Consider the following 25309-nt stretch of genomic DNA (forward strand, 5'->3'; position numbering starts at 1 on the left):
GAACTACGCCTCGACGGGATGACGCTCCATCGAGGCCTGTTCCAGCAGCTCGTACCAGTTGAAGTAGGGCCAGGCGTCCTCCTCCGCGAGCGTGCTCCGCAGAAGTTCCATGCAGAAGCGGCGCAGCTCGGGCAGGCCTTCCTCCATCCACGGCCCGGCCATGTCGCGCAGCCGCCGCTCGTTGATGTTGCCGAGCCGGAAGCGTGGGTGCATCGCGTGGCAGACCGGGCTGACGTCGCCGTTCGACATCACCACCAGCGGGTTGAGCGCGTCGGCCAGGCGGTCCTCGCCCGGCTCCAGCCCCAGGCCGGGAATGACGAGATCCGGCCTCTCGCGCAGGCGCTCGCGGTTGAAGAGGTCCACATGGATTCGCAGCGCCTGGCCATGGTCCATGCGCAGTGCCATGGCGGCGAGGTAGGTGCGTGCCAGCGCCTCGCCGTCCAGTGCCGCGTGTTCCATCGCTGCCGCCGCGCCGACCATGCCGAGCGGGTGGAGCTGCAGCACCTCCGCGCCCTGGTCCAGCGCGAAATCCGCCACCCAGGGCAGATGCGGCAGGCTCGCGCGCGTGACCGTATGCGCGATGCCGAAGCGCAACCCGGCCTCGCGGAGGGTGGCGAGCCCGGCCAGCATGCGCGACCAGGCCACGGGCGAGCGCCGGATCTCGTTATGGATCCGCTCCGGGCCGTCCATACTGACGGCCAGCACGTCGAAGCAGGGCAGCAAACGCTGCCGCGCCTCGTTCAGCACCGTGCCGTTGGTGACGCCGATGCAGGCGAAGCCGAGGCCCCGCGCCTCCGACAGCACCTCGCCGAAGCCGGGATAGAGAAAGGGCTCGCCGCCCGAGAAGGCCGCCACCGTGTAACCCTCCTCCCGCGCGTCGGCGAGGAGAAGGGCGAGGGCGCCGGGATCCAGCGCCTCGCCCTCACCCGGCCCGGAGGCCGAGTAGCAATGGCGGCAGGAGAGGTTGCAGCGGCGGTTCAGATGGATCTGGACCGTCCTGCTGTTCATCGCGCCGGCCATGGCGGTGTCAGCCCCCCGCGGCGTAGTTCATGGAGAGCTGGACGTGCTCCCAGGCAGGGATGCCGTTGATCATGATGCTCGGCCCGAACTCGGCCTCATTGTAGAGCTTGCCGACGATGCTGCCGAGCTGCCTGCGCGGCACGTCGAACTCGGCGGTGGCCACCCGCTCGAAAGGCGGGATGCCGTTGATCAGGACCCGCTTCAGCTTCAGGCCGGTGCTGCTTTCGAACTTCGCGATGTGGTTCGCGAAGTCCTTCAGCTTGTCCGCATCGAGGCTGCCGGCGGCGAGGGCGGAAGCCAGCGGGCTTTCCTTCTTCATGATGAATCCTCCTTTTCGGATACCGATACCCGTTGCGGCGCCGGGTTCTGGCGCCGAGCATCGATAGGCGAGGGGGAGTGATCCCTTCGTAAAGTCATCGTGAGATGGGGGGGCGCCGGCCCCACCCGGGCCGCGTCCGCGGCTCCGGGGCCGTGTCAGCCGACGATCACGCGCGGCTCGCCGGCCTGGGCCGTGCCGACGATGCGGGCCAGCGGATAGCCGGCGGCGCGGATGCGCCCGACCAGCCCTTCCGCCGCCTCGGACGCGCAGGCGATCAGCAGCCCGCCGGAGGTCTGCGGGTCGGCCAGCAGCAGGCGCTGCCAGTCAGGGCAATCCGCCGGCAGCTCGATGCTGGCGCCGTAGCTGTCCCAGTTGCGGTGCGAGGCGCCCGTGATGAAGCCCTGCTGCGCGAGGGCTTCCGCGTGCTTCAGGAAGGGGACGGCATCGCGCCGGATGGCCAGCGTCAGGCCCGAGCCGCGCGCCATCTCCAGCCCGTGGCCGAGGATGCCGAAGCCGGTGACGTCGGTCACGCCATGCACGGCCGGATCGGCGGAGAGCTCCGCGCCCACGCGGTTCAGCAGCGTGGTGGAGGCGATCATCTCCTCATAGGCGCCGTCCGGCAGCCGGTCCTTCTTGATCGCCGCCGAGTAGATGCCGACGCCGATCCCCTTGGTCAGGATCAGCGCGTCGCCGGCCCTGGCGCCAGTGTTGCGCAGCACGCGGTCCGGCCGGCCGAGGCCGATCACGGCGAGGCCATAGACCGGCTCCGGGCAGTCGATGGAGTGCCCGCCGGCGACGGGGATTCCCGCCTCGGCGCAGATGGCGGCGCCACCGGCCAGGATGCGCCGGACCACGGAGGGGTCGAGCTTGCCGATCGGCATGCCCAGGATCGCCAGGGCCATGATCGGCTTGCCGCCCATCGCGTAGATGTCGGAGATGGCGTTGGTGGCCGCGATCCGCCCGAAATCCTCGGGATCGTCCACCATGGGCATGAAGAAGTCGGTCGTCGCCATGACGGCGAGGTTCTCGTCCACCTTCCACACGGCGGCGTCGTCCGCCGTCTCGGAGCCGACCAGGAGCTGCGCGAAGGGGCCGGCCATGGGCTGGTCCGCGAGCAGGCTCTGCAGCACCGAGGGCGCCAGCTTGCAGCCGCAGCCGCCGCCATGGGCGAGCTCGGTCAGGCGGATCATCGGGATGTCCATGGCGCTCTCCCAGCTTGGAAGAGGAACTTAGGGACGCGATCGCGCTTCCGCCAGGATCATCCGATCCGGATGCCCGTCGCCCGCGCCAGCTCGCCCCAGCGCGCGAGGTCGGCGGCGATCTTGTCGGCATACTGCTCCGGTGTGGAAAGCACCGTGTCGAAGCCCTGGCCGCGCATCCCCGTGGCGATCTCGGGCGTCCGGAAGGCGGCAGCGCTCTCCTGGTAGAGGCGCTCGATGATGGGCCGCGGCGTGCCGGCCGGCGCCATCAGCCCGTACCAGGAGTTCACCTCGAAGCCCGGCAGCGTCTCTGCGACGGTGGGCAGGTCGGGCAGGGCGGAGATGCGGCGCTCGGTCGAGACGGCGATGGCGCGCAGCCCGCCCGCCTGGACCTGCGCCAGCGCGCCGGAGAAGTTCAGGAACGCGAAGTGCAGGCGGCCGCCCAGCAGGTCCGTCACCACGGGGGCCGCGCCCTGGTAGGGCACGTGCAGGAGCTGGACATGGCCCATCAGCGCCAGCATCTCGCCCGCCAGATGCGTCGTGCTGCCGGGGCCGACCGAGCCGTAGCTGTACTGGCCGGGATTGGCGCGCGCGAGGGCCAGCAGCTCGGACACGGTCTGCGCGGGGATGTCGGGCCGGACCAGCAGCACGATCGGCCCGGAGACGAGCTGGGTGATGGGGGCGAAGTCCTTCTGGGGGTCGTAGGGGACGGCGGAAAATTTCGGGCTGAGGGCGATGGGCCCGACATGGGAGAAGAACAGCGTGTAGCCGTCCGGCGCCGCGCGGGCGACGACGTTGGCGCCGATCGTGCCGTTGGCTCCCGGCCGGTTCTCGATGACCACCGGCTGGCCCAGCGCCTCGCTGAGCTTGTTTGCCAGCGGGCGCGCCACCGTGTCGGCCGGGCCGCCGGGCGTCCAGGGGTTGATGAGGCGGATCGGCCGCGTGGGCCAGGCCTGGGCGCGCGCGTGGGTCGCGGTCAGCACGGCGGCGGCGGTGAGAGCCGTTCTTCTGGCGATGTGGAGCATGTTTGTCCTCCCGTTTTTCTTTCTTTTAGCGCCCGGTGAAGTTCGGCGGGCGCTTTTCGCGGCCGCCCCTCATGGGGCGAAGACCGGGCGCCGCTCGCCGCCGGGCAGGTCGGCGAAGCGCAGCGTCACCTGCATGCCGACGTGCAGGGCGTCCGGCGGCGTGTCGACGATCCAGGCCATCATCTGCGGCCCCTCGGCAAGGCGGATCAGGCCGATCGTGTAGGGCACGGCATCAGCGAAATCGGGCGAGGGGGCGCGCCGAACGATCGAGAAACTCGTCACCTCGCCGCGCCCGCTGGCCTCCTGGTCGTGGAAATCAGTGCCGCCGCAGCGCGGGCAGCGCGGCCGCGGATAGAGATGCGCGGCGCCGCAGGAATCGCAGACCGGCAGGACCAGCCGGTTCTGCGCATAGCCCTCGAGCAGAGCGCTCATCTCAACCCCTCCCAAGGATCACGGAGCAATGCAGCCCGATGATCCCGCCATTGCCATGCGCCAGCGCCAGCTCGACGTTGGGCACCTGCCGCTGGCCCGCCTGTCCGCGCAGCTGCCTGACAGCCTCGATGACGTGGAACATCCCGCCCGCGAGGCCTGGATGCCCCGCCGAAAGCAGCCCGCCATGCGTCGTCACGGGACAGCTGCCGCCAGGGCCGATGCGCCCGCCCTGCACGAAGGCGCCGCCCTCGCCCTTCGCGCAGAAGCCGAGATCCTCCAGCTCCGCGATCACGGTGATGGTGAAGCAGTCGTAGAGCTGGGCGACCTGGACGTCGGCGGGCGTCACGCCAGCCTGCCGGAAGGCCTCGCGGCCGGAATGCAGTGCGCCGGTGACGGCGGGCGCGTCGTAGTCGCCAATATAGGTGTGGCTGAATCCGTGCCCGCCGCCGAGCGGCTTCACCGGCGGTTGGCGGAGGTCGCGCGCGCGCTCGGCGCTGGTGACCACGAAGGCCGCGGCGCCGTCCGAGACCAGCGCACAGTCCAGCACGTGGAAGGGCGAGGTGACCGGCGGCGAGGCCAGCACGTCGGCGATGGTGATGGGCTCGCGCTTCTGCGCATTGTCGTTCATGCCGGCCCAGCCGCGCATCGCGACCGCGACCTCGGCGAGCTGCTCGGGCGTGGTGCCGTATTCCGCCATGTGACGCTGTGCGAAGAGCGCGTAGAGCGTCGGCACTATCGGGCCGTAGGGCGCTTCCAGGTCCGGATGCGCCCAGCCGGCGCCGGCCAGCGCCTTCACGGTGTCGCCGCGGCCGCGATGGGAGAGCGAGGGCTGCCCCGCCACGCAGAGCACCGTGCTCGCCTGGCCCGTGGCGATGGCCATGGCCGCGTGCAGCACCATGGAGCAGCCGGAGGCGCCGGCGACGTCCAGCGTCGCGATGTAGCGCGGATGGAGGCCCAGCCCCTCGGCCACCACGCTGCAGGGCATGGGCCAGGATTCCGTGCGCAGGGGCGTGGTGAGCAGCCCGTCCACATCGGCGAAGGTGAGGCCCGCATCGGCCAGCGCGACCTCGGCGGCCTCGTTCTGCAGGGCCAGCGCGTTCATGCCGGGCACGCGGCCGAGCCGGCTCTCGCCGATGCCGGCGATGGCGGCGCCTTGCAGCAGGGCTGCGCTCACTTGAACAGGTCCCGCGCGATGAGCATGCGCTGGATCTCCGAGGCGCCTTCACCCACGCGGTAATGGCGGATGTCGCGGTAGAAGCGCTCGACGGAGAAGCCGCGCACCAGCCCCATGCCGCCATGCACCTGCACCGAGCGGTCGGCGACGCGGCCCACCATCTCCGTGCAGACGACCTTGCACATGCTGGCCAGCGTGCCGAATTTTTGCCCGGCCACCACCTTGCGCAGCGTGTCGTAGAGCAGCGCACGCGCGGCCTCGATCTCCATGGCGCTGTCGGCCAGCATCCATTGGATCGCCTGGCGCTCGGCCAGTGGCTTGCCGAAGGTGACGCGCTGCTTGGCGTGCTCCACGGCCATGGAAAGCAGCCGGTCCGCCGCGCCGATGCAGGCGGCCGAGACGCCCAGCCGCCCATTGGTCAGCGAGCCCATGGCGATGGCGAAGCCCTGGCCGGGATCGCCGAGCAGCGCCGCGTCCGGCACGACGCAATCGGTGAAGGTCAGCTCGCCGAGCTTGATCGCCTCGGAGCCGATGGTGGTATCGACGCGCGTGACCTCGAAGCCCGGCGTGCCGCGCTCGACGAGGAAGGCGCCGATGCCGCCGCGGGCGCGCTTCTCGGGATCGGTGACGGCCACGACCATCACGACATCGGCCGCATGGCCGCCGCTGATCCAGTGCTTGCGGCCGTTGATCCTCCAACCGCCGGGGACGCGCTCGGCCTTGGTGCGCATGGCGGCCGCGTCGGAGCCGGCATCGGGCTCGGTGAGGCCGAAGGCGGCGCGCAACGTGCCCTCGGTGAGGCCGCGCAGCCAGCGGTCCTTCTGGGCCTGCGAGCCGTGGTTGAGGATGCCGAGCGGGGTGAGCCCACTGGTCGCGTCCATGATGAGCGTGAAGACGCGGTGCGAGCGCGCGACCTCCTCCATCACGAGGCAATAGGTCATGAGGTCGGCACCGCCGCCGCCGGCCTCGGCGGGCAGCAGCAGGCCGAGCCAGCCCTGCTCGCGCAGCAGGGACCAGGCGGCGTCGGGCACCTCGCCGCTGCGGTCGATCTCGGCGGCGATGGGGTCGAGCTTGTCTTCGACGAAGCGGCGGACCTGGCCGCGCAGCTCGGCGAGCTCTTCCGAGGGTTCAAGTCGCATTCGTGGGGGCTCCCATCGTGGTCCGGGCGGCGGCCTCCGCCGCGCGGAGCAGCGCCTCCCGGAGGGGCGCGTTTATCCAGGACTTGTTGGCGGCATAGGCCCCGGGATTGAAGCCGCCGAGCTTTTCCGCCCGCGCGATCGCGGCGGCATCCAGCGCGTCGTCGGCATGCACGGCGTCGGCGAGGCCGGCGGCTTTCGAGGTGGCGGCATCCATCGCCTCGCCAGCCTGCAGCAGGGCGTGCGCCGCGTTGCGGCCGCCGCGCGCGGCGACGACCGAGACGCCAATCGGCGAGGCCATGCCGAGCGCGATCTCCGGCATGGAGATGGAGGCGCCGGATTCCATCAGCACCTCGTCGGCCAGCAGCGCGATCATGCCGCCGCCGCCCACCGCCTTGCCGCGCACGACCGCGATCACTGGGCGCGCGCAGTCGAGCACGGCGAGCAGCGCGCCCATCAGCAGGTGGCGACGAATCACGCGCGCCTCGGCCGGGTCCTCATGCAGGGTCTCGCGCAGGTCGGCCCCCGCGCTGAAGACACGGCCGCCGGAGCCCGCCAGCAGCACGGCGCGGACGGAGGCGTCGCGGCCGGCCTCCGCGAGCATCGCCGTCAGTGATTCCTGGAGGCCGCGATTCAGCGCATTGGCCGCCTTGGGGCGGTCCATGGTGAGGCGGAGGATGCCGCCGGGCAGGGTCTCGCGGAGCAGGCTCATTTGCGCTTCACCACGAGCGCGTCCAGCACGCGCACGCCGCCATCAGTGGGCATCACGGCGAGCGGGTTCACGTCCACCTCCTCCAGCAGCTCGCCGAGATCGGCGATCAGCCAGGAGAAGCGCGCGATGGCGTCGGCCAGCGCCGGCACGTCGGCCGCCGGCGCCCCGCGCACGCCACGCAGCATGGGGGCGAGGCGGAGCTCCTCCAGCGCCGCCTGCGCTTCCTCGGCCGTGACGGGCGGCAGCCGGAAGGTGACGTCGCGCAGCACCTCCACATGGATGCCGCCGAAGCCCAGCGTGAGCACCGGCCCGAAGGTCGCATCGCGCGCCATGCCCAGCAGCATCTCCTGGCCGCCGGTTACCATCTCCTGCACGAGGATGCCCTCGATGCGCGCGTCCGGCGCATAGGCCTTGGCTGCGGCGAGGATGTCGCGCGCGGCGCCGGCCGCGGCGTCCGCCGTCACGCCGAGGCGGATCACGCCGGCCTCGGTCTTGTGCAGGATGTCGGGCGACTGGATCTTCAGCGCGACCTTGCCGCCCAGCCCAACCGCGGCGGCCGCGGCCTCCTCGGGCGTGGCGGCCAGGACCTCGGACGGGCCGTGCAGCCCGTAGCAGGCGAGCACCTGGCGCGAGGCCCCCTCGGAGAGGCTGGTGCCGCCGGCCTCCAGCAGCGCGCGAGCCTTGGCCGGATCGGCATCGGCCGGCCGCTGCGGCTTGGGTGCCCCGGCGCGACGCCGCAGGAAGGCGGACCAGTTCATGCTCCGCGAGATCGCCTGCGCGCAGGGCAGGGCGTCGCGGAACACGGCGCGGCCCTCCGAGACCAGCGTCTGTCGTGTCAGCGTCTCGTCGTCGCTGCATTTCCCGGTCCAGAGGATCGCGACGGGCTTTTGCGCCGTCTCGGCCATCGCTGCCACGGCGCGGATATCGGCGGCAGGCGCGAAGGTGATCAGTGGCACCGTCACGTCTACCGAGGGATCCTCCAGCAGCGTGCGCGCGGCGTTCGCGAAAAGATCCTTCGCGCCGATCGCGCCCGCGCTGAGGTCGGCCGGATTGTTCACCGCCATGAAGCCCGGGATGAGCGTGCGCAGCTTCGTCGCGGTCTCCGGCGCGAAGGCTGGGAAGCTGATGCCGTGCGCCGCCGCGAGATCCGTGAACAGCACGAGGTTGCCGCCCGAGATGGCCAGCGCGGCCGCCCGGTTCCCCCGCGGCCGCGCGCGCTGGCGCAACAGCATCGCGGCCTCGTAGAGCTCTGCCGCGTCGTTCACGCGGATGATCCCAAGCTGCCGCGCCGCCGCGTCGAAGACCGCGTCCGCGCCCGTCACCGCGCCGGTGTGCGAGGCGGCCGCCTTCGCGCCGGCCTCCGTGCGCCCGAACTTGATGAGCGCGATGGGCTTCTCCAGCTCCGCCGCCCGCTCGGCCAGCGCGCGCAGGCGCGCGCCGTCGGCGATGCGCTCGGCCAGCGCGAGAACCACGCGCGTGCCGGGGTCCTCGATCATGAAGTTCATATAGTCGAGCAGGTCGAGGTCGGCGTCGTTGCCCGAGCTCACCTGGTAGCTCACGCCGAGCCCCAGCTCCTGCGCGCGCCACATCACGTTCACCTGGGTGGCGCCGCCGCTCTGGCCGACGATGCCGATGTCGCCCGCCGCGCGGCGAGGCCCCGAGATGGTGGCCGTGGAGGTCAGCGCGAAACCGTCCACGAAGTTGATCATGCCGTTGCAGTTCGGCCCCATCAGCCGCACGCCGGCGGCGCGCGCCATGCGGACCAGCTCGGCCTGGAGCGCCGTGCTCTCCTCCGTGCCGAACTCGGAGAAGCCGCTGGAGAAGACGGTGGCGAAGGGGATGCCGAGCCTTCCGCATTCGGCGACGGTCGCGATGCAGGCCTTGGCCGGCAGCACGATGCCGACATGATCGGGGACTGCCGGCAGAGCGGAGAGCGAGGGGTAGCAGGGCCGCCCGAAGACTTCCGCCCGGTTCGGGTTCACGGGAAAAACCTCGCCCCGAAAACCGAAGTCGAGCATCTGCTTCAGGCAGCGCCCGCCGAATTTCCCGAGATCCTCCGTGGCGCCGACCAGCGCCACGGTATCAGGCACGAAGAAGCGGCGCAGGTCGGGGAAGAGGGTGCGGTCTGGCATCACGTTCATGCGGAGAAGTGCACCGCGTCGGAGGTGGTGAAGGCGCAGAAGCGCTGCAGCGTGCGGATGGCGGCGTCGTGGTCCTCGATGGTGCCGCTGGCACAGCAATCCTCCAGCACGGTGACGACGTAGTCGCGGTCATGCGCTTCGCGCACCGTACTCTGCACCACGGCGACCGTGGACACGCCCGAGCAGAAGATGCGCTCGATCCGGTGCGCCCGGAGGATCGCCTCGAGGTTGGTTGCGTAGAAGGGGCTGACGCGATGCTTCACGATGTCGAAGTCGCCCGGCTGCGGCACCAGTCCGGCATGCACCTCGGTGCCTGATGTGCCGAGCTTGAAGAGCCCGTGCTGCTTCGCCCCCGAGAAGATGGCGGAGGTGTCCGGCGCCTCGCGGTAGTCGGGCGAGAAGCCGACGCGCACATAGCCGATGGGTAGGCCCGCGGCGCGCGCCTTGGCGATGGCGGTCTTGGTCCGGCCGATGATGCCGCGTCTCTGTATCTGCTCGCCGAACGGACTCTTACCATTGGGGCCGTCCTCCGCGACCAGGTCGTTCTCCATGTCCAGCACCAGGTAGATCGAGCGCATCATCGGTATCCTTGCAGGCGAGGGTTCAGCCCTGGGTGAGGGCGTCGAGATTGGCGCGCTGCGCCGTGTAGAGCCGTTCCAGCACGTCGCGCCCGGGCCGCTTCGCCCAGCGCCGGCCCGGGCCGAGGCCGAGCTTCTTCCGCGCATTCACCTGCATCTCCGCGTTCAGGAGCGCGGCGCCGACGCAGTCCATCACGGTGGCGCCGTCGATCTCGTGCAGCCCGTGCTGGAAGAGCACCTCGTTCAGCACGCCCTCGGCGGCGATCACCAGGTCCGCGCCGTCGGCGAGCGAGCGGCGCGCGACCTCCGAAAAGCTCTCGATGAGAGCGGCAGGCTCGGCGAAGGCGGCATCGAGCTGCGCTTCGTCCCATTGCCGCGTCAGCGCATGCACGCCGCTGACGCGCGCTTGCATCCCGTGCCGCGCCACCGTCTTCTTCACGCGCATCACGTTGGGCGGGCCGAGCGTGATCATCGAAAAGCTTTCCGAGAGCGCGCAGGCAAGCTGCATCGAGGCCTCCGGCATGGAGACCACGGGAATGTCGAGCAGCGAGCGGATCTCCGGCAGAAAGGGCTCGCTGAAGCTGCCGAGGATGATGGCGTCGAAGCCCTCGCGCTCGGCACGCAGCGCGTGGCCGATCGCCTCCTCGCCCAGCACATGCTTGGCATAGGGGTAGCGCAGCAGGTCGGCCGGCGTGGTGCCGTGATAGGGTTCTTCCGAGGCGCCGTTGACGAAGACCTCCATGCCGTCGGAGCAGGCCAGCTTCGCGTGGCGCGCCAGGGCCTCCGTGTAGCCCGTGAGATGGGCGATGGGCGCCATGGACTGGTACCAGATGCGCATGGGGGTCACTCCTGGCGCGCGCCGATCTGGCGCACGATCTCGGCGTATTCGGGGATCTCGCGCCGGAGCGTCGCGGCGAATTCCTCCGGCAAGCTCGCGACACGCTCCAGCCCGCTGCGGGTGAAGAGCAGGTCCGCCGCTTCAGGGTTGTGCAGGGCGCGGTTCGCCTCGGCGTTGAGCCGCGCGACCGTCGCGGGCGGCATCCCCGCCGGTCCCAGCAGCCCGTACCAGGAGGCGATCTCGAAGCCCGGCAGTTCCGCGGCTTCGGCGACGGTCGGGATGTCCGGCCGCGCCGTGGTGCGCTGCGGCGTCACCACGGCCAGCACGCGCAAGCGGCCTTCGCGGACATGCGCCTCGATGACGGGCATGCCCACGAAGAGCATCTGCACGCGGCCGGCCAGCAGGTCGGTGGTCGCCGGGGCCGCGCCGCGATAGGCCACATGTGTCATCTGCACGCCGGCGCGATAGGCCAGCAGCCCGCCCGACAGGTGCCCACCGCTGCCGATCCCCGAAGAGGCATAGGAGACGGAGCCTGGCTGCGCCCGGGCCATGGCGACCAACTCCTTCACGTCCCGCACCGGCAGCGCCGCCGGCACCGCGAGGTAGAGTGGCACGGAGGCCAGGTGGCTGATGGGCGTGAAATCCTTCAGCGGGTCGAAGGGCAGGGACGCCAGCAGGCTGACATTGATGACCAGCGGCCCGTTGGTGCCGAGCAGCAGCGTCTTGCCGTCCGGCGCAGCGCGCGCGACCGCGGCGGTGCCGATATTGCCGCCGGCGCCGTCGCGGTTCTCGATGACGAAGGTCTGGCCCATCGCCTCGCCCATGCGCGCGGCGAGCGTCCGCGCCACGAGATCCGCCGGCCCGCCAGCTGCGAAAGGCACGATGATGCGTGTGGGCGCCGTGTCCTGCGCCTGTGCGAGATGCGGCGCAGCCAGCGTGGCGCCGAGACCGGTCAGGAAGCGAGCACGTGTGATCATGGCGCCGTCTCCGCGAGCAGGAAGGGCAGGAAGGCCTCGACGATCGCCGCAGGCCGCCGCTCCGGCGTGAGGCCGTCGGCATCGGGCACATGGCCGGGGATGGCACGCGACATGATTGCGCAGATGCGCTCGGCCTGACGGGGCAGGTGCGTCTCGTTGGCGGCGAGCAGCTCCAGCACAAGCGTCGGCGCCTGCACTTGGCGCAGCGCGCTTGGCAGGTCGAAGGAGAGGATCGCCTCGTAGGTCGGCACGATGCTGCGCCAGCCCTGCATATGGTCGATCACGCGGATCTCGGCGGCGGCGATGTCTTCTTCCATGACCTCCGCGCCGGTCAGCAGCTTCTGGGGCCACCAATGGCCCTCGATCACGGCATGCGTCGCGACCCAATCGCGCAGATGATGTGCGCCGTCAGGGCTCGCGGCGTACTGGGGAAAAAAGCGATCGCAGAAGGCGCGGATCTCGCGCTCGCGGTCGGGGCCTTCGATGATGATGCTGTGGGTCTGTCCCGTGAAGACGAGGCGGTCGATGCGGTCCGGAAAGTCCTGCGCGAAGGCGGCGGCGATCTTGTTGCCCGTGTGCAGCGCGAAGACATGCGCCCGCTCCAGCCTGAGCCCGTCCAGAATCTGCGCCAGCGACTGGCCGAACCACGCCATGTCGACGTGCCCCGGCAGCCGGTAGGAGGCGCCGTAGCCGGGCGCATCGATCGCGATGGCCCGGAAGTGCGGCGCCAGCAGCGGCAGCATGTGGCGGAAGGCGCGGTGCGAGCGCGGCGTCGCGTGCAGCAGCAGGAGCGGCGGGCCCTCGCCGGCCTCGGCATAGTGGACGGCGCCGCGCGGGGTCTGCACATAGCCGTGGCGGATGGCCGTGCTCATTCGGGCGGCCGGATGCCCACGTCGCGGATCAGCGCGGCGTAGCGGTCCATGTCCTGGCGGATGCGCTGCTCGAAGGCCTCGGGCGTGGTGCCGATGGGCTGGATGCCAAGCCGGCCCAGCGCCTGTCGCGCATCCGGCTCCTGCAGCGCCGCGTTCACGCCCTCGTTCAGCGTGGCGAGGATCGGCGCGGGGATGCGCGCGGGGCCGAGCACGCCCCACCAGATGCCGGCGTCGAAGCCCGGCAGGCCGGATTCCGCGATCGTCGGCAGATCCTTCAAGGCGGGCCAGCGCTCGAGGCTGGTCACGGCCAGCGCGCGCAGCCGGCCCTCGCGCGCATGCGGCAGGGCGGAGGGCACCGCCTCGATCATCACCTGCACCTCGCCCGCCACGAGCCCCGTCATGGCCTGCGAGCTGCCGCGATAGGGCACGTGCAGGATGTCGACGCCCGCCTGGCGCTTGAACATCTCGGTGGCGAGGTGGATCGAGGTGCCGTTGCCCGTCGAGGCGTAGGAGAGCTGCCCCGGCCGCGTCTTCGCATAGGCGATCAGCTCGGCGACGCTGACCGCCGGGATCGAGGGATGCACCACCAGCATCAGCGGCGCCCAGCCGACCAGCGAGACGGCGGTGAAATCCCTGGCGGTGTCGTAGGGCAGCCGCGCGTACAGCCCGGGCGCGATCGCATGCGTGATGCCGTTCAGCACGAGCGTGTGCCCGTCCGGCTCCGAGCGCGCGACGAGCTCGGTGCCCACCACGCCGGCCGCGCCGCCGGGGCGGTTCTCCACCACCACGGGCCTGCCCCAGCGCTCGGTCATGCCGCGCGCGATGGCGCGGGCGACGAGATCGTTCGGGCCGCCGGGCGGGTAGGGGACGACGATCCGCACGGGGCGGCTCGGGAAGCCCGCGACCTGTGCGCGCGCCGCCACGGACGACAGGAGGAGGGGCGTGCCCAAGGCTGCCCGCCTGCTCAGCATGACCACCGTTTCCTTCCCTCGAACGCCTCTTGATGGGCATCCGTGTCAACCCGTATAGCGGATTGACAAACTGTATAGTGGGGACGATAGACCTCGGGCAGGACGCGCGTCAATCGCGTGGGAGGAGACTCGGGCGATGAAGGAAGACCGCGATTTCGTGACGGCGCTCGCGCGCGGCATCCAGGTGCTGCAGTGCTTCACCGCCGAGCATCCGGAGCTCGGCACCACGCAGATCGCGGCCAGGGTCGGGCTGCCGCAATCCACCGTCTGGCGGCTCTGCTACACGCTCCAGCAGGTGGGACTGCTGGTGCCGGGGCGCGAGGCCGACAAGCTGCGCGCGGGGCCGGGTGTGCTGACGCTGGGCCAGGGCTCGGTGGCGAGCGCCGCCATCGCCGACCTGGCCTACCGGCCGATGAAGGAGATCGCGGATCGCTTCGGTGTCGCGGTCTCGCTGGCCGCGCCCTCGCGCACGGAGATGGTGGTGGTGCAGCGCGCCGAGGCGCCGACCATCCTGCGGCTCGCGCTGAACGTGGGCTCGACGCTCTCCATGGCGAGCTCGGCGCTGGGCTGGGCCTATCTGGCGGGCGTGACGCCGGAGGAGCGGCGTCGCGCCACGGCGCGGCTTTCCAAGGCGTTGGGCGAGGCCTGGCCGGACGCGGAGCGGAAGATCGAGGAGGCGCGGGAGCACCACGCGAAGCACGGCTTCGTGGTGAACCTGCGACATTACCACCCGGACGTGAACGCGATCGGCGTGCCGGTCGCCGCGCCCGGGCGGCGCATGGCGATGGCGCTGAACAGCGGCGGCGCGGTGTCGGTGGCGACGGTGGAGAAGCTGCGCGGGCCGATCGCGGAGGCGCTGAAGGCGCTGGCGGCGCATCTGTCGGCGCTGCTGCCGCCGGATTAGCGAGGAGGCTGTGCCCCCTCGGGCTCCCCCACCAGGGCTTTTTGCCCTGGACCCCTTACTGATCGAAGATCCAAGAAACTGAGTTTCTTGGCGGGGAGTTTGAGGGGCAAAGCCCCTCAAGGAACCGCCCACGGCTAATCCGCGCGAATGCCGATCTCGCGGATCAGCTCCGTCCAGCGCTGCGTCTCCGTCCGCATCATCGTCGCGAATTCTTCCGGGCTGCACGGCATCGCCTCCAGCCCGGCGTCCGAGATCAGCTTCCGCACCGCCTCGCGCCCCATCACCGCGCGCACCTCGGCGTTGATGCGCTCCACCACCGGCGCGGGTGTGTCCGCCGGCGCCAGCAGCCCGAACCAGGAGCCCACGTCGAAGCCCACGAGGCCGGACTCCGCCACCGTCGGCAGGTCGGGCATGGCGGTGGCGCGTCGCGCGGTGGAGACGGCGATGGCGCGCAGCCGCCCGTCGCGCACATGCGGCAGCGAGGTCGCCATGCCGTCGAAGATCATGCTGACATGGCCGGCGATGACGTCGGCGACGGCAGGCGCGTTGCCGCGATAGGGCACGTGGGTCAGCTGGATGCCGGCCATCTTCGCGAGCAGCGCGCCGGCGAGATGCGCGCCCTGGCCGATGCCGCCGGAGGCGTAGTTGATCGCGCCCGGCCGCCGCTTCGCGTCGGCGATCACGTCGTCCAGCGTTCGCCAGGGCGAGTTGGGATGCACCACCAGCATCAGCGGCAGGGTCGCGACGACGGTGATCGGCGCAAAGTCGCGCTGCGGGTCGTAGGGCAGGCTGGAATAAAGGCCAGGATTCACGACCAGGGTGCCGAAGAAGGGCATGAAGAGCGTGTGGCCGTCGGGCCGCGCGCGGGCCACGAACTCGGCGGCGGGGAAGCCGTTGCCGCCGGCACGGTTGTCCACGACGACGGGCTGGCCCCAGTCGGCCGCCATGTCGCGGGCCAGGGCGCGGCCGACGAGGTCGGCAGGGCCGCCGGGCGGGAAGGGGATGACGATCTTCACCGTCTCGCTGGGGAACGACTGGGCGTGCGCCGCGGCAGGGATGGCCGCGAGGGCGGCCAGCGCGCGTCGTGGGATGTTCATCGCGTTCCTCCTTTATGCGCTCGCGGCGTTGCGTCCTGCGATGCGGCCGAAGATGGAGCTCTTCCCGAGCGAGGAGCCGGTCATGTAGGCGGCGCCGTGCAGCCCGCCCGTGACCTCGCCGGCGGCGAAGAGGCCGGGGATGACAGCGCCGAAGACGTCGCGCACGCGCATGTCAGCGTCCACGGCGATGCCGCCATAGGTGGCGAGGACGGAGCTCGTGGAGGGGAAGGCGTAGAAGGGTGCTGTCCCGATCGCGCGCAGCGCGCCGTAATGGCTCGACAGCCCGTCCCGGCCGAAGAGCATGTCGCGCCCGTTGGCGGCGTCGGCGTTGTAGCGCGCGACGGTGGCGCGCAGCCCGTCGGGGTCGATGCCCGCGCGCCGCGCCAGATCCTCCAGCGTGCCGGCCTGGAGCACGCGCCCGTCGGCAAGGCCGGCCCGCATATCGGAGGTCGCCACTCCGGGGACGGAAAGGTCCATGATCGGCTGGTCGAAGATCTGGAAGGCGAGGCCCTCCGGCTGCTGCAGGCAGGCGTCGCCGATGATCTTGTAGGAGAGGGATTCGTCGATGAACCGTAGCCCATGCCGGTTCACCGCGATGGCGCCCTTGTAGATGGCATGGATGATGGAGAGCTGCTCCGGCCCCGCATCCGGATGCGTGCCGAAGGTGCCGCGGATGTAGCCGATGTCGGCGAGGCCGGCGCCCATCGCGCAGGCCATGCGCAGACCGTCGCCGGTGTTGCCGCGGCCGCCGATGCGCAGCGCGTCGCGCTGGGCGGGGGCGAAGAGCGCGAGCAGCGTCTCGTCGCGGGAGAAGCCCCCGCTGGCCAGCACCACGCCGTGGCGCGCGCGGATGTCCCCGCCGCTGGCGCGAGCGCCGACGACGCGGTCGCCCTCGCGAACCAGATGCTCGGCCGGCGTGGAGGTTCGCAGGGTGAAGCGGTTGCTCGCGGTCGCGCGCCCCGCCAGCGCGCCGATCATCTGTCGCGTGTCCACCCGATTGGAGCGTGGCAGCGATTGCCCGCCGCCGAGCTGCACGGAGGTGAAGCGCACGCCCTGTTCGCGCAGCCAGCGCCAGGTGCCGAGCTGGGCTTCGACATAGGCCTCGACGAGGGTGGGATCGTTGCGGTGCTCACCGACGCGCAGCAGGTCCTCGCGCAGCCTGTCGCCGCTGTCCTCGATGCCCGCTTCCGCCTGGCCGTCGGTGCCGGCGAAGGCCATGGCGCCGCCGCTGAGCACGGTGCTGCCGCCGACTTCCTGCTGCTTCTCCAGCAGCACCACCTCGCGACCGGCGGCCAATGCCTCGAGGCTCGCGCAGAAGCCCGCGAGGCCCGCCCCGATCACCAGGACATCCGTGTCCATCTTCGTTTCCCGCATTCTCGTTTTCAACCCGCTTGGCGGGTTGTTTTGCTATTATGCGGAAAGGCTAGGCCTGCGGCCGCGGACGCGTCAACGCGGGATCGGCGCGACGGTGCCCCGCGCGTCCGCGGTGCGGATTGCGCTCGATCTGCCGTCGTGCCGGAGGAATTCGCCTTCCGCGTCTGGATGATAGCCGCGCCATTGCGCGGCAGCTGGAACTCGGCGTCGGGTGAGTCAGGCCGTCCGGCGCAGGGCCGTGGGCGCTGCCAGCGCAGCCTCGATCTCGGCGGCGGTCTGCACGTCGCCGAAGGACAGATAGAAGTTGATCAGCGAGGCATTGTGCTCGGCATCCGTCATCGCGGCATTGGCGTCGGAGACCATGATGGTGCGGAAGTTGAGCATCATCGCATCGCGCGCCGTGCTCTCGCAGCAGACATTGGTGAGCGTGCCGGTCACCAGCACCGTGTCGATGCCACGGGCGCGCAGCCGATCCTCCAGGTCCGAGGCGCCGCGGATGAAGCAGGAATAGCGGTACTTCGGCACGATCTCGTCGCCATCCCGGATGTCGAGGGTGGGCCAGAACTCGTGGCCCTTGGTGCCCGGCGAGACGGAGCGGATGCGCGCGGCGCGGCGGGACGGGCTCGCCTGCTCCTCCAGCACGGACCACTCCACGCGGGATTGTTCCGTGGTGGCGTTCTGGATCCAGTAGACCTTGCCACCGGCCTGCCGGAGGCTTTCGGCCAGATGGTTGATGGTCGGCACGATGCCGGGCGCGGTCGGCACGGCGGAATGGCCGACCTCGGCGTCCATGTAGCCGTTCTGCATGTCCACCACGAGCAGTGCGGTGCTGACAGGGTCGAGCTCGGCGAAGGGATGCGGCGTGCCGCAGCGCCTCACCACGCGCTCGATCACGCTGTCGGGGATGTCGATCACGTGCTGCATCAGGCGAATTCCGGCACCGGCACGCCGATGCGGATGCAGCGCACGATGCGCCCCGGCTCGGGGCTGACGGGGGGCGGCATGGCCGCGTTGCAGTCGGCGATCACCTTCGGGCAGCGCGGCGCGAAGCTGCACCCCGGCGGCAGCCGCCGCATGTCGGGCGGCGCGCCAGGGATGGTCTTGAGGTCCTGGTCGCGCGGCTGGTCGTGGACGGTCGAGGCCAGCAGCCCCGCCGTGTAGGGGTGCTGCGGGTTGCGCAGCAGGTCGCGCACCGGGCCCGTCTCCACCACGCGGCCGGCATACATGACGGCCACGCGGTCGGCGATCTCGGCCGCGACGCCGAGGTCATGCGTCACGAAGATCACGGACATGCCCAGCTCCTGCTGGAGCCGCCGCAGCAGGATCAGCACCTGGATCTGCACCGTGGCGTCCAGCGCCGTGGTCGGCTCGTCGGCCAGCAGCAGCTTGGGCTCGCAGGAGAGGGCGAGGGCGATCATCGCGCGCTGCCGCAGCCCGCCGGAGAGCTCGTGCGGATAAGCGTCGAGCCGCCGCTGCGCCGAGGGGATGCGCACCAGATCGAAGAGATCCAGCGCCCGCTGCCGTGCCGCCTTGCGGTCCACGCCGCGGTGCAGCGATACCACCTCGGCGATCTGGTCGCCCACGCGGGTCACGGGGTCAAAGGCGGTCATCGGCTCCTGGAAGATCATGGAGACGGTGGCGCCGCGCATCTGCCGCAGCCGGCGGTCGTCCATGGCCAGCACATCCTGGCCGTCGATGCGGATCTTCCCCGTGATGACGCTGCGCTTGGGCGGCAGCAGGCGCATGAGCGCACGCATGGTGACGCTCTTGCCGGAGCCGGACTCGCCCAGCATGCACATCACCTCGCCTGGCATCATGGTGAAGCTGACGCCGTTCACCGCGCGAACATTGCTCTCGCGCGTGACGAAGTTGACGGAAAGATCCTCGACCTCGACGAGGGGATTCATGGGCGCGCTCAATGCATCACCGCCTGGCTGTGGCCCGAGGTCGGGTCCTGCATGTGGCAGGCCGCCGCATGGGCATCGGGATCGCCATGCCCCAGGATCGGCGCCCTGGCGCTGCACACGGCTTCCGCATGCGGGCAGCGCGTGTGGAAGCGGCAGCCGGAGGGCGGGTTGATCGGGTTGGGTGGATCGCCGCTGACCGGCGCCTCCTCGCGCCGGTTGTCAGGGTCGAGCGCGGGGCGCGAGGCCAGCAGGGCGCGGGTGTAGGGGTGCTTGGGGTTGTTGTAGAGCTCGTCCGCCGGGCCGATCTCCACGACCTCGCCGAGATACATCACCATCACCCGGTCGCTGATCCAGCGCACCACGCCGAGATCGTGGCTGATGAAGACATAGGTGAGGTTGAGCTCGCGTTTGAGCTTCTGGAGCAGGTTCAGCACCTGCGCCTCGATGCTCTTGTCCAGGGCCGAGACCGCCTCGTCCAGGATGATCATGCGCGGTTTCAGCGCCAGCGCGCGGGCGATGTTGATGCGCTGCTTCTGACCGCCCGAGAGCTCGTGCGGGTAACGGCCGCCGAAGAGGGCAGGGTTCAGCCCCACCTTCACCAGCAGCTCGCGCGCCATGCCGATCGCCTCGTCTTCCTTCGTGCCGAAGGCGATGGGCCCGAAGGCGATGGAGTTCTGCACGGGCATGCGCGGGTTCAGGGACGAGGCGGAATCCTGGAACACCATCTGCACCTGGCGGCGCATGTCGGCGATGCTGATGCCGCCGCGCTCGCCCACCGCGTCGCCGTCGAAGATCTGCTCGCCGGCGTCGGGCTTGATGAGCCGCATGAGCAGCCGCGCCACGGTGGACTTGCCGCAGCCGGATTCGCCCACGATCCCCAGCGTCTCGCCCTTGCGCACGGTGAAGGAGATGCCGTCCACGGCGCGCACCTGGGCCTTCACGCGGCCCAGCACGCCCCCGCGGATGGCGAAGTGCTTCTTGAGCCCGTTGACGGTCAGCAGCGGCTGCTGCGGCCCGCCGCGGTCGCGCGCGTCGTTCTCGTCCACGGCGAAGTCGGTCATGACCATGCGCTAGCTCCGCACGTCCATGGCGGCGCGGAGACCGTCGCTCACCAGGTTCATGCTGATGGAGGTGATGAGGATGGCGATGCCCGGCATCGCCGCGACCAGCGGGTTCACGTAGATCGACTGCCGCAGCGCGTTCAGCATGAGCCCCCAGTCCGGATCGGGCGGCTTCACGCCAAGGCCGAGGAAGGACAGGCCCGAGGCCAGGATGATCGCCACCGAGATCAGGCTCGAGGCATAGATCAGCACCGGCCCCAGCACGTTGCCCAGCACGTGGTGCCAGAGCACGAGGCGCATCGGCGCGCCGGTGGCGCGGGCCGCGTCCACGAAGTCGAGGTTGCGCACCTGCGTCGTCGCCGTCTCGGCCACACGGCAGAGCGGCGGGATGAAGACCAGCGAGAGCGCGATCATCCCGTTCACCGCGCCGCCGCCCATGGCGCCCGAGATGGCGACGGCCAGCAGCACGGAGGGGAAGGCGTAGAACACGTCCACCACACGCATGATGACCATGTTGATCACGCCGCCGGTGTAGCCCGCCAGCACGCCGAGGCTGCCGCCGACCAGTGTCGCCACCACCACCGGCGTGAAGCCCATGGTGAGGGTGATGCGGCCGCCATAGAGCAGGCGCGACAGCATGTCCCGCCCCAACTCGTCGGTGCCGAGGATGTAGCGGTCCATGTAGCCCGGCGGCTTCAGGCGCCGAATGATGCTCTCCTGATAGGGGTCGAAGGGCGCGATCAGGGGTGCGAAGACAGCGGCCAGGATGATGAGCACCAGGACGGTCAGGAAGAAGAGCGTGACGTAGTCGTAGCGCAGGCGGTAGCCGACCGTGCCCCAGTAGCCGCGCTGCCGGGGCAGCGCGAGCTCGGCGGCATCTGGGGCAACGGCGTCGCTGACGGCGGTGGACATGTTCGGCCTTTCAGCCACGCCGGATGCGCGGGTCGAGCGTGGACTGGAAGAGGTCCACGGCGAGGTTGGTCACGACGAAGATCATCGCCAGCACCAGGATCGCGCCCTGGAGGACCGGCACGTCGCGGTTGAGGATCGCCTTGCTCAGCAGGTAGCCGCTGCCCGGCCAGGAGAAGACGGTCTCCACCAGGATCGAGCCGCCCATCAGCGTGCCGAACTGCAGGCCCATGACGGCCAGCACCGGCGGCAGCGCGTTCTTGATGGCATGCTTCAGCACGCGCCATTCCGGCAGTCCGTTGGCGCGCAAGGTGACGACGAATTCCTGGTTCATCACCTCGGAGATCGCCGAGCGCGTGGTGCGTGCGATGATGCCGACCGGGATCATGGAGAGCGTGAACACCGGCAGGACGAGGTACTGGACGTGCTCCCAGCTCGTCGGGTCGAAGGTGTCGCCCGCCGTGCCGGAGGCGGGCAGCACCATCATCTCGACCGAGAAGATGATGACCAGCACGATGCCCAGCCAGTAGTTCGGGACGGAGACGCCGAGCACGGCGACGCCGGTCACGAGGCGGTCGATCCAGGTGCCGGACTTGCGGCCGGCGATGGTTCCCAGGACGAAGGCGACGCTGAAGGCGATCAGCACCGCCACCGTCGCCAGCAGCACCGTATTGCCGAGCGAGCGCTGGATCTCCTCCAGCACCGGCCTACCATTGGCGATGGAGCGGCCGAAATCGCCATGAAGCACCCGCCAGACCCATTCGATGTACTGGATCGGCAGGGGCCGATCGAGGCCGTAGAGCCGCTTCAGCTGCTCCACGGTCTCTGCGCTCGCATCCGGCGGCAGCAGCGTCTGGATCGGATCGCCCGGTGCCAGGAAGACCAGCGCAAAGCAGATCATCGAGACGCCGAGGGCGATGGGGATCGCGGCCAGCAGCCGCCGGATCACGTAGCCGAGCATGGGCCTAGAGCCTTTTCCGTTCGCAAGAGCTCACTGCAAAGCCTCTGGCTTCCTGTTCGAGAGCATGATTCACGCTTTTCGGTGCTTCCACCTGCAGCGATCATGCTCAGCGCGGCGCCATGGTGATCGGCGTCAGGTCCTGGAACCAGCTCTGCGCCTGCACGAAGCCGCGCACGCGGGGCGACATGGCGCGCGGGTTCAGGTCGTGCACGACCCAGAGCATCACCGCGTCCTCGCTCATCTTCTCGTGGATCTGGGTGAGCAGGGCGAGGCGCGCGGCCGGGTCGAAGGTGGCGAGCGCACGGTCGATCAGCGCGTCCATCTCCGGGCTGTTGTAGTGGCCCCAGTTGGAGCCGGCGGGCGCGGCCTGGCGGCTCCAGACGAAGCGGAACATCCCGTTGAACGGATCCTGCAGCGAGCGGCTGATGTTGATGCCGTTCACGCCCTGGTGCCGCTGGCGGCCGTCGCGGCCAACCTGCAGCAGCGCGTTCCAGTCCATGGTCTGCAGCGTGACCTGGAAGCCGGCCGCCTCCAGCTGCGCCTTGACGAGCTCGTTCATCGGCAGCGGCTGCATCTGGCCGGAGCCGGAAGTGGAGATCGCCAGCGTGATGCGGCAGGGCAGGCAGTTCGCCTCGCGCAGCAGGGCGCGGGCGCGGGCGGGATCATACATGTAGCGCGTGGGATTGCCGTAATAGGGCACGCCCGGCGGCAGGTTGGCATAGCTCTCCAGCGCCACGCCGCCGAGCATCTCCTTGAAGTCGGGGCGGTTCAGCGCGTGGTTGGCGGCCCGGCGGACGCGCACGTCGGCGAAGGGGCCGTCCACGAAGTTGAGCTGGTAGGACCAGTTGTGCGGGTAGGAGTTGGTGACGATCTGCATGCGCGAGGAACGCAGGCGGGGGATGGCGTCGGGCGCCGGCGCCTCGATCCAGTCCACCTGTCCCGAGAGCAGCGCCGCGGTGCGCGTCGAGGCCTCGGGCATCGGGAGCAGGACCAGGCGATCCGTCTTGGGCACGCGGTTGCGGTCCCAGTAGTCGGGGTTGCGGACCAGCTCCAGCCGCTCGCCGGGCACCATGCGCGAGAAGCGCCAGGGGCCGGTGCCCGAGGGGTTGCGCGCGAAGGCGTCGGCGTCGTTGTTCACCTCGGCCGAGCGGCGCGGGCTGACCATCATGAGGAAGCTCATGTTGTAGGGCAGCAGGCTGTCCGTCTGCTTGGTGGTGATGGCGACGGTGAGCTCGTCCACCGCCTCGATGCTCTCGAAATTGCCGAGATAGGGACGGGCGAAGGCGAATTGCCGGGCATTGAACTGCGGCGCGCCCTCACGCGTGTAGCGCTCGAAGTTCCAGACGATGTCGGCGGCCGTCAGGGGCGAGCCGTCGTGGAACTTCACGCCGCTGCGCAGGCGGAAGAGCCAGCGGCGGTTGTTGTTCGGGTCGATCGCCCAGGATTCGGCGAGGCCCGGCTTGATGTCGGCCGCGACGTCGCTGCGCGAGAGGTCCCAGGCGACCAGCGAGTCGTAGAGGTTGTAGCCGACGAAGCGGAAGCCCTCGAAGCCCTGGTCGGGCATGCCGGCGGTGACGGGGATGTCGCCTGCCGTCATGCCGATGCGCAGCACGGTTTCCTGGGCCTGGGCGGGGGGCGCTGCGAGCGTGGCGAAGAGGGCGAGGCCGGCGGCGAGGGAAGCGAAGCGTCTCGTCATGGAAACTCCCGTCCGGGCAGCCTTGCGGCCGGCCGGAATTGCGTGGAGTGCGACTGAGTTCCTTCGCCGCGCCCGTCGAGGAGAGCGGCCCCGGAGGCAGGTTAGGCTGGCGGCAAAATCCTTCTCAACCGGAAAATGCCGGCCCGGACAGGCTTGGACGGAGCCTTCTGCCCGGAAAGCGCCGTTCCGGCAGGCGGGTTGCACCCGGCGGAGGCATGGCGCCGCCCGGGCTCAACCCCGGTCGTGGCGCCAGGGCGGGCCGGACCCGGCCGCCTCATCGAGGGTCCATTGCGGCAGGGCGATTTCCGGCGAGGCGTCGGCGAAGACCATCCGGACGCGCGTGCCGATGCCGACCTGCGCGACCAGTTCCGGCGGCGCCGGCGAGCCGTCGGGGAGGGTCAGGTTGCCGATGACGCGCAGCGCCTCTTCGGGGCTGGGCTGGCCGCGCTGCGTGTCCAGCTCCACCAGCAACACGAGGTAAGGCGTGTGCGGCTTGAGGGCGCCCTGGATGGCGTGATGGACCTCGGTATAGGAGTGGACGGTGCCCTGGCCCTCCACCTTCACCCACTCGGCCGCCGGAGCGGCGCACCAGGGGCAGGAGGGCGCGGGCGGATAGCGCACCAGCTCGCAGGACAGGCACTTCTGCAGATGGAACGCGTGCTGCGCGCAATGGGCGAAGTAGTCGCGGTTCTCCGTGTCGAGATCGGAGATCTCGAGCGGCATGCCGAGGTAGTCGGCCTGGATGGACATGCGCCTCTCCCTCAGCCGCGCCGCAGGACCATGGCGGAGCCGGTCTGCGGCCCCGCCCAGCCCATATTCATGGACACCTCCGCCCCATGCACCTGGCGGCAGCCGCCCTCGCCGTAATCGTAGGTGTGGACGCGCTTCCCGTCCGGCCCGATGGGGCAGGAATCATCGGCCTCGTGCCTGAGCTGGCGGACGTTCTCGATCACCAGGTTGATGCCATGCGTGTAGCCCTCGCAGAGCTGCCCGCCGCTGGTGTTGTTCGGCCGCCGGCCGCCCAGGCGGATCGTGCCGTCCGAGACATAGCCGCCGCCCTCGCCCGGCTTGCAGAAGCCATAGGCTTCCAGCTGCATCAGCGTGGTGAAGGTGAAGGCGTCGTAGGCGCCGGTCACGTCCACCTCCTCCGGCCCGATGCCGGCATTGGACCAGAGCCGGTCTTTCCCATAGGCGCCGGCCGCGACCGAGATGGGCCCGTGCTGAAAGTGCATGTCGAGGCGCGGCTTGCTCACCCGCCCGACCACGCCGCGGACCAGCGCGGGCAGGTGGGCACAATCCTTCGCCCGGTCCGCGGAGGTGACGACGATCGCCGTCGCATTGTCCGTCTCCAGGCAGCAGTCCAGCAGCCGCAGGGGCGTGCAGATCAGCCGGCTGGAGAGCACCTGATCCGCCGTGACGCGCCGCTTCATGATCGCCTTCGGGTTGTTCGAGGCGTGCTCGCTGTGGATGACCCGCACCATCGCGACCTGCTCGGAGGTCGTGCCGTGCTCGCACATGTGCCGCGTGAAGGAGAAGGCGAAGCGCTGGCCGGGGCTCAGCCAGCCATAGGGCGTGCCATGCAGCGCGTCGCCCGTGATCGGCGCCGGACGCGCCCCGCTGCCGCCGATGCGAACCTCGGAGAAGCCGTTCATGGAGCGGAAGATCACCACGCTGCGGCACAGCCCGGCCTCGATGACGCCGGAGGCGATGCCCACCAGCGCCTCGATGGAGGAGCCGCCGCCCAGCACGTCCATGTAGAAGTTGAGCCGCATCCCCAGATCGGCCGAGACCAGGGTGGAGAGCACGGAATCATTCGACTGGTAGGAGAGCATGCCATCCACCTCGGACGGCTTCAGCCCGGCATCGGCGATGGCCTTGCGCACAGCCTCGCCGGCCATGGCGCGGGTGGTGCGGCCGGAGCCGCGGACATAGGCGGTCTCGCCCACGCCGACGATGGCGTATTTGTCGCGGAGGTGGCGGGGCGTCTCTGCGTCGATCTCCGGCAT

At 70.4% G+C, this 25309-nt stretch carries 25 protein-coding genes; 1 reads left to right on the forward strand and 24 read right to left on the reverse strand.

The window, feature by feature from the left end; translation table 11 throughout:
* Positions 1-3: 3 nt before the first annotated feature.
* From AC1ROY_RS26855 to AC1ROY_RS26920, 14 genes are all read right to left on the reverse strand, one after another.
* On the reverse strand, positions 4-1008 hold the full coding sequence (locus tag AC1ROY_RS26855; RefSeq protein ID WP_493151992.1) for a radical SAM protein: 1005 nt from the start codon (positions 1006-1008) through the stop codon (positions 4-6).
* Between the two features lie 19 nt (positions 1009-1027).
* Positions 1028-1339: a hypothetical protein gene (locus tag AC1ROY_RS26860; RefSeq protein WP_493151993.1), complete on the reverse strand. Its 312-nt coding sequence runs from the start codon at positions 1337-1339 to the stop codon at positions 1028-1030.
* A 155-nt stretch (positions 1340-1494) separates the two neighbouring features.
* Complete coding sequence (gene selD / locus AC1ROY_RS26865; RefSeq protein WP_493151994.1) at positions 1495-2541, reverse strand: selenide, water dikinase SelD; 1047 nt, start codon at positions 2539-2541, stop codon at positions 1495-1497.
* A gap of 56 nt (positions 2542-2597) precedes the next feature.
* Complete coding sequence (locus tag AC1ROY_RS26870) at positions 2598-3563, reverse strand: Bug family tripartite tricarboxylate transporter substrate binding protein (protein ID WP_493151995.1); 966 nt, start codon at positions 3561-3563, stop codon at positions 2598-2600.
* 69 nt (positions 3564-3632) lie between these two features.
* A complete protein-coding gene (locus AC1ROY_RS26875) occupies positions 3633-3995 on the reverse strand; it encodes a Zn-ribbon domain-containing OB-fold protein (RefSeq protein ID WP_493151996.1) in 363 nt (120 codons plus the stop codon).
* Between the two features lies 1 nt (position 3996).
* Positions 3997-5169, reverse strand: coding sequence for a thiolase C-terminal domain-containing protein (locus AC1ROY_RS26880; RefSeq protein ID WP_493151997.1), 1173 nt, complete (start codon positions 5167-5169; stop codon positions 3997-3999).
* Positions 5166-6308: an acyl-CoA dehydrogenase family protein gene (locus tag AC1ROY_RS26885; RefSeq protein WP_493151998.1), complete on the reverse strand. Its 1143-nt coding sequence runs from the start codon at positions 6306-6308 to the stop codon at positions 5166-5168. The genes AC1ROY_RS26880 and AC1ROY_RS26885 overlap by 4 nt, the downstream gene beginning before the upstream one ends.
* Positions 6298-7017: an enoyl-CoA hydratase/isomerase family protein gene (locus AC1ROY_RS26890; protein WP_493151999.1), complete on the reverse strand. Its 720-nt coding sequence runs from the start codon at positions 7015-7017 to the stop codon at positions 6298-6300. Before AC1ROY_RS26890 ends, AC1ROY_RS26885 begins: the two co-directional genes overlap by 11 nt.
* Positions 7014-9149, reverse strand: coding sequence for an acetate--CoA ligase family protein (locus tag AC1ROY_RS26895; protein ID WP_493152000.1), 2136 nt, complete (start codon positions 9147-9149; stop codon positions 7014-7016). Before AC1ROY_RS26895 ends, AC1ROY_RS26890 begins: the two co-directional genes overlap by 4 nt.
* A gap of 5 nt (positions 9150-9154) precedes the next feature.
* The gene (locus AC1ROY_RS26900; protein WP_493152001.1) at positions 9155-9739 is read right to left on the reverse strand and encodes a cysteine hydrolase family protein; all 585 of its coding nucleotides are present in this window, start codon (positions 9737-9739) and stop codon (positions 9155-9157) included.
* 22 nt (positions 9740-9761) lie between these two features.
* Positions 9762-10574, reverse strand: a complete 813-nt coding sequence (locus tag AC1ROY_RS26905; protein ID WP_493152002.1) for an aspartate/glutamate racemase family protein — start codon at positions 10572-10574, stop codon at positions 9762-9764.
* 5 nt (positions 10575-10579) lie between these two features.
* Positions 10580-11551 carry a Bug family tripartite tricarboxylate transporter substrate binding protein gene (locus tag AC1ROY_RS26910; RefSeq protein ID WP_493152003.1) on the reverse strand — a complete coding sequence of 324 codons (972 nt, stop codon included), beginning with the start codon at positions 11549-11551 and terminating at the stop codon, positions 10580-10582.
* On the reverse strand, positions 11548-12423 hold the full coding sequence (locus AC1ROY_RS26915) for an alpha/beta hydrolase (RefSeq protein WP_493152004.1): 876 nt from the start codon (positions 12421-12423) through the stop codon (positions 11548-11550). Before AC1ROY_RS26915 ends, AC1ROY_RS26910 begins: the two co-directional genes overlap by 4 nt.
* Positions 12420-13373, reverse strand: a complete 954-nt coding sequence (locus AC1ROY_RS26920) for a tripartite tricarboxylate transporter substrate binding protein (protein ID WP_493152005.1) — start codon at positions 13371-13373, stop codon at positions 12420-12422. Before AC1ROY_RS26920 ends, AC1ROY_RS26915 begins: the two co-directional genes overlap by 4 nt.
* Positions 13374-13530: 157 nt before the next feature.
* Here AC1ROY_RS26920 and AC1ROY_RS26925 point away from each other — a divergent pair, with 157 nt between their 5' ends.
* Complete coding sequence (locus AC1ROY_RS26925) at positions 13531-14298, forward strand: IclR family transcriptional regulator (protein WP_493152006.1); 768 nt, start codon at positions 13531-13533, stop codon at positions 14296-14298.
* 134 nt (positions 14299-14432) lie between these two features.
* Here the strand turns inward: AC1ROY_RS26925 and AC1ROY_RS26930 are convergent, their stop codons facing one another.
* The 10 genes from AC1ROY_RS26930 to AC1ROY_RS26975 form a co-directional block, all read right to left on the reverse strand.
* Positions 14433-15395 carry a Bug family tripartite tricarboxylate transporter substrate binding protein gene (locus AC1ROY_RS26930; protein WP_493152007.1) on the reverse strand — a complete coding sequence of 321 codons (963 nt, stop codon included), beginning with the start codon at positions 15393-15395 and terminating at the stop codon, positions 14433-14435.
* Between the two features lie 12 nt (positions 15396-15407).
* Entirely contained in the window at positions 15408-16754 is a 1347-nt protein-coding gene (locus AC1ROY_RS26935) for an FAD-dependent oxidoreductase (RefSeq protein WP_493152008.1), read from the reverse strand.
* A gap of 231 nt (positions 16755-16985) precedes the next feature.
* Complete coding sequence (locus tag AC1ROY_RS26940) at positions 16986-17693, reverse strand: isochorismatase family protein (protein WP_493152009.1); 708 nt, start codon at positions 17691-17693, stop codon at positions 16986-16988.
* Complete coding sequence (locus AC1ROY_RS26945; protein WP_493152010.1) at positions 17693-18676, reverse strand: ABC transporter ATP-binding protein; 984 nt, start codon at positions 18674-18676, stop codon at positions 17693-17695. Before AC1ROY_RS26945 ends, AC1ROY_RS26940 begins: the two co-directional genes overlap by 1 nt.
* Before the next feature lie 8 nt (positions 18677-18684).
* On the reverse strand, positions 18685-19743 hold the full coding sequence (locus AC1ROY_RS26950) for an ABC transporter ATP-binding protein (RefSeq protein ID WP_493152011.1): 1059 nt from the start codon (positions 19741-19743) through the stop codon (positions 18685-18687).
* Positions 19744-19746: 3 nt separating this feature from the next.
* Positions 19747-20649: an ABC transporter permease gene (locus tag AC1ROY_RS26955; RefSeq protein ID WP_493152012.1), complete on the reverse strand. Its 903-nt coding sequence runs from the start codon at positions 20647-20649 to the stop codon at positions 19747-19749.
* 10 nt (positions 20650-20659) lie between these two features.
* On the reverse strand, positions 20660-21607 hold the full coding sequence (locus AC1ROY_RS26960) for an ABC transporter permease (RefSeq protein WP_493152013.1): 948 nt from the start codon (positions 21605-21607) through the stop codon (positions 20660-20662).
* Positions 21608-21713: 106 nt separating this feature from the next.
* On the reverse strand, positions 21714-23303 hold the full coding sequence (locus AC1ROY_RS26965; RefSeq protein WP_493152014.1) for an ABC transporter substrate-binding protein: 1590 nt from the start codon (positions 23301-23303) through the stop codon (positions 21714-21716).
* A gap of 231 nt (positions 23304-23534) precedes the next feature.
* Entirely contained in the window at positions 23535-24053 is a 519-nt protein-coding gene (locus AC1ROY_RS26970; RefSeq protein WP_493152015.1) for a Zn-ribbon domain-containing OB-fold protein, read from the reverse strand.
* Between the two features lie 11 nt (positions 24054-24064).
* Complete coding sequence (locus AC1ROY_RS26975; RefSeq protein WP_493152016.1) at positions 24065-25309, reverse strand: thiolase C-terminal domain-containing protein; 1245 nt, start codon at positions 25307-25309, stop codon at positions 24065-24067.

Source organism: Roseococcus sp. GW821-FHT12F05, assembly GCF_058806835.1.